At 74.6% G+C, this 3,842-nt stretch carries 1 protein-coding gene; it reads right to left on the bottom strand.

Going from position 1 to position 3,842, the window contains the following annotated elements; genetic code table 11:
• Positions 1–3,842: SDR family NAD(P)-dependent oxidoreductase (locus ACFU74_RS36500; RefSeq protein WP_380764435.1), on the bottom strand; the 3,842-nt coding region annotated here is incomplete at both ends.

Below are 3,842 nucleotides of genomic sequence, written 5' to 3'. Positions count from 1 at the left end.
GGCCGCTCCAGATGCGCGTCCAGATGCAGGGCGACCTGATCGAACGCGTCCGCGAACACCGGGAACGCCTCGTAGAGCCCACGGCCCATCCCGACCCGCTGAGCCCCCTGCCCCGTGAACAGGAACGCCACCCGGCCGGCTCGTGCCGTGCCCGTCAGCCCACCGCTCCCGGAGGCCACGTCGGCGAGTCCACCGGCCAGCGCCTCGGCGTCCTCGGCCAGCACCACCGCCCGGTGCGCCAGCGCGGCGCGCCGAACCGACGCGGCACCCAACGCCCGCAACTCCTCACCGGCCACACGCCGCAACCGCTCCGCCTGCGCCCGCAGCGCCTCCGGCGTGTCACCGGACAACAGCACCGGCACCAGCGGGAGTTCCACCACCGAATCGACGGACGCTTCCGCAGTCGGCGGCTCCTCGATGATGACGTGCGCATTGGTGCCCGAGACCCCGAACGCCGAGACACCCGCTCGGCGGGGACGGCCGCCGATGGCCTCCCACGAACGCGCCTCGGTCAACAGTGCGACCGTGCCGGACGTCCAGTCGATGTGCGGCGACGGCTCGTCTGCGTGCAGCGTCGCGGGCAGGATCTCGTGCCGCATCGCGAGAACCATCTTGATGATCCCCGCCACACCCGCAGCCGCCTGCGTGTGCCCGATGTTGGACTTCACCGACCCCAGCCACAACGGCTCACCGGAGCGGTCACGCCCGTACGTCGCCAACAGCGCCTGCGCCTCGATCGGGTCACCCAACGAGGTACCCGTCCCGTGCGCCTCCACCGCATCCACCTCGGACGCCGACAGCCCCGCCTGTGCCAGCGCCGCCCGGATCACCCGCTGCTGCGACGGACCGTTCGGGGCGGTGAGGCCGTTCGACGCACCATCCTGGTTCACCGCCGTACCCCGCACCACACCCAGCACCCGACGACCCGCCGCCCGAGCCGACGACAACCGCTCCACCAGCAGCATGCCCGCACCCTCGGACCACCCCGTCCCGTCCGCACCCGCACCGAACGACTTGCACCGACCATCGGCCGCGAGCCCCCGCTGACGCGAGAACTCCACGAACACATCCGCGTTCGGCATCACGGTGACGCCGCCAACGAGCGCCATCGAGCACTCGCCGCCACGCAGCGCCTGCGCCGCCAGATGCAGCGCCACCAGAGACGACGAGCAGGCGGTGTCGACCGTGACCGCCGGACCCTCCAGCCCGAAGGTGTACGAGATCCGCCCCGACATCACCGACGACGCCGTCCCCGTCAGCAGATGACCCTCCAGCCCGTCCCCCGGCTCGCCCGCCCCGGTGCCGTAGCCCATGAACGACGCACCCACGAAAACGCCCACAGGCTCGCCCCGCAGACCCAGCGGATCAGCCCCCGCAGCTTCCAGCGCCTCCCACGACGTCTCCAGCAGCAACCGCTGCTGCGGATCCATCGCCAACGCCTCACGCGGCGAGATCCCGAACAGACCCGCATCGAACTCACCAGCGCCGTACAGGAACCCGCCCCCACGGGCGTAGAACGTCCCCGCGTGCTCCGGATCCGGGTGATACAAGCCCTCCAGGTCCCAGCCGCGATCCGTCGGGAACGCACCGATCCCGTCCCCACCCGACGCGACCAACTCCCAGAACGCCTCCGGGGTCTCCACCCCACCCGGCAACCGCAGACCCATCCCCACGATCACGATCGGATCGTCGTCCACCGAGGAAACCGGCAGGAGCGGGTTCACCGAGCCCGGCTCCGTACCGACGGCGACCAGCCCCAGCAGGAAATCGACCAGTCGCTCGGCGCTCGGGTGATCGAAGGCCAACGTCGCGGGCAGCACCAGCCCGGTCGCCGCCTGCAGACGGTTGCGCAGCTCGACCGCCGTCAGCGAGTCGAAGCCCAACTCCTTGAACGCACGCGACGGTTCGACCGCCGAGGTCGAGCTGTGCCCGAGCGCCGCGGCGACGTGCGTCCGGACGACCTCGGAGGCGAGCCGCTTCCGGTCGGCGGCCGGGAGGGCCGCCGACCGCTGGACGAACGCGGACGCCGGGGCCCCGCCGCCCCGCGGCTCGGGGGCGAGCAGGTCGCGGGTGGCCGGGAGGTCCGCGAAGAACGGCCGGGAGCGGGTGCTGACGAAGGCGGGAAGGAAGTCCGCCCACCGCACGTCGGCTACGGTGACCGCGTCTTCGCCGGCACCGGCCGCCGCGGCGAGCACCGTCAGCGCGAGCTCCGGGGCGAGCGGGGTGAGGCCCCGGCGGCGCAGCCGCTCGGCGATCTCCGCCTCGGCGGCCATCCCTACCTCGGCCCACGGGCCCCAGGCGATCGCGGTGGCCGCCAGGCCACGGGCACGGCGGCGGGCGACCACGGCGTCCAGCGCCGCGTTGGCGGCCGCGTAGGCCGCCTGTCCGGCGCTGCCCCAGACGCCGGAGATGGACGAGAAGACCACGAATGCGTCCACCTCGCCGACCAGGTCGTCCAGGTGCAGGGCGCCGTCGACCTTGCCCCGGATCACCCGGTCCAGGTGGGCTGCGTCGGCGGCGACCAGGCTGGCGTCCTCGGCCACGCCGGCCGCGTGCACGACGGCGTCGACCGGGCCGACCGCCGCCAGCAGAGCCGCGACGGCCTCGCGGTCCGCCAGGTCGCAGGCGTGCGCCTCCGCACCGGGGAGTTCGGCGAGCAGCGCGTCCGCACCCGGCGCCTCGACACCGCGCCGCGAGACCAGCACCAGCCGCGCCGCGCCGTTCCCGGCAGCCCAGCGGGCGACCTGCGCCCCCAGGCCGCCGGTCCCACCGGCGATCAGCACCGTGCCGCGCGGGCGCCAGGTGGAACCGCCGAGCGTGGGGGTGACGGGCGCCGCCGCCAGACGACGGACCAGCAGGCCGCCGCCGCGGACCGCCACCTGGTCCTCGGCCCCGAGCGCTCCGCTGAGCACCGCGCCGAGCCGGGCGACCGCCCGGGTGTCGAGGGCTTCCGGCAGGTCGACCAGGCCGCCCCAGCGCTCCGGGTGTTCGAGGCCCGCCACCCGGCCCAACCCCCAGGTGGCGGCAGCCAGGACGTCCGGCGCACCGTCCGCTCGCCCTGTCGCCACCGCGCCCCGGGTGGCCAGCCACAGCGGCGCCCCGGTCTCGGCGTCCGCCGCCGCCTGGACGACGGCGAGGATGCCCACGAGCGGGGCCGCCGGCGCCACGAGGACGCCATCGGGCTGCAACTCGCCGAGCCGTCGCGCCAGTTCGGTGCGGTCGCCGAGCGGGACGGCCTCGGCCTCCGCGCCAAGGCCGGTGAGCGCGGCGGCGAGCGACGACGCGTCGTCGCCGACGACCGCCCAGCGGCCACGCAGCGCCGCCCCGATCGGCTCGGTGACCGGCTTCCAGGTGACCCGGTGGCGCCAGCCGTCGGTCTTCGACCGCTGACGGCCACGGGCGCGCCAGGAGGTCAGCGCGGGCACGAGCGGTTCCAGCACGGCTGCCGGCACGCCGAGTCGAGCGGCGAGCACGGCGGTGTCGGCGCGGTCGATCGGGTCCCAGAAGGATTCGTCGGCGGACACCGGCGGCGTCTGGACATGGGGTTCCAGCCAGTAGCGCTGCCGCTGGAAGGCGTAGGTCGGCAGTTCGGCAGGCTGGACGCCGGTGAAGAGCGGCGACCAGTCGACGGGGGTGCCGTTGACCCACAGGCCGGCGAGGGCGGTGAGGGCGGTGGTGGCCTCGTCGCGGTCGCGGCGCAGCAGGGGCGCTGTGACGGCGTCGGGCTGCTGGACGAGGGCGGAGAGTACGCCGTCGGGGCCGAGCTCGACGTAGGTGGTGACGTCGTCGAGTGCGTTGAGCGCGTCGGCGAAGCGGACGGGCTCGCGGACCTGTCGGACCCA

The organism is Kitasatospora sp. NPDC057500 (assembly GCF_042802195.1).
Lineage (GTDB): Bacteria > Actinomycetota > Actinomycetes > Streptomycetales > Streptomycetaceae > Kitasatospora.
The sequence above is the reverse complement of the archived record's forward strand: the minus strand, read 5'-3'. Positions and strand labels throughout refer to the sequence as shown.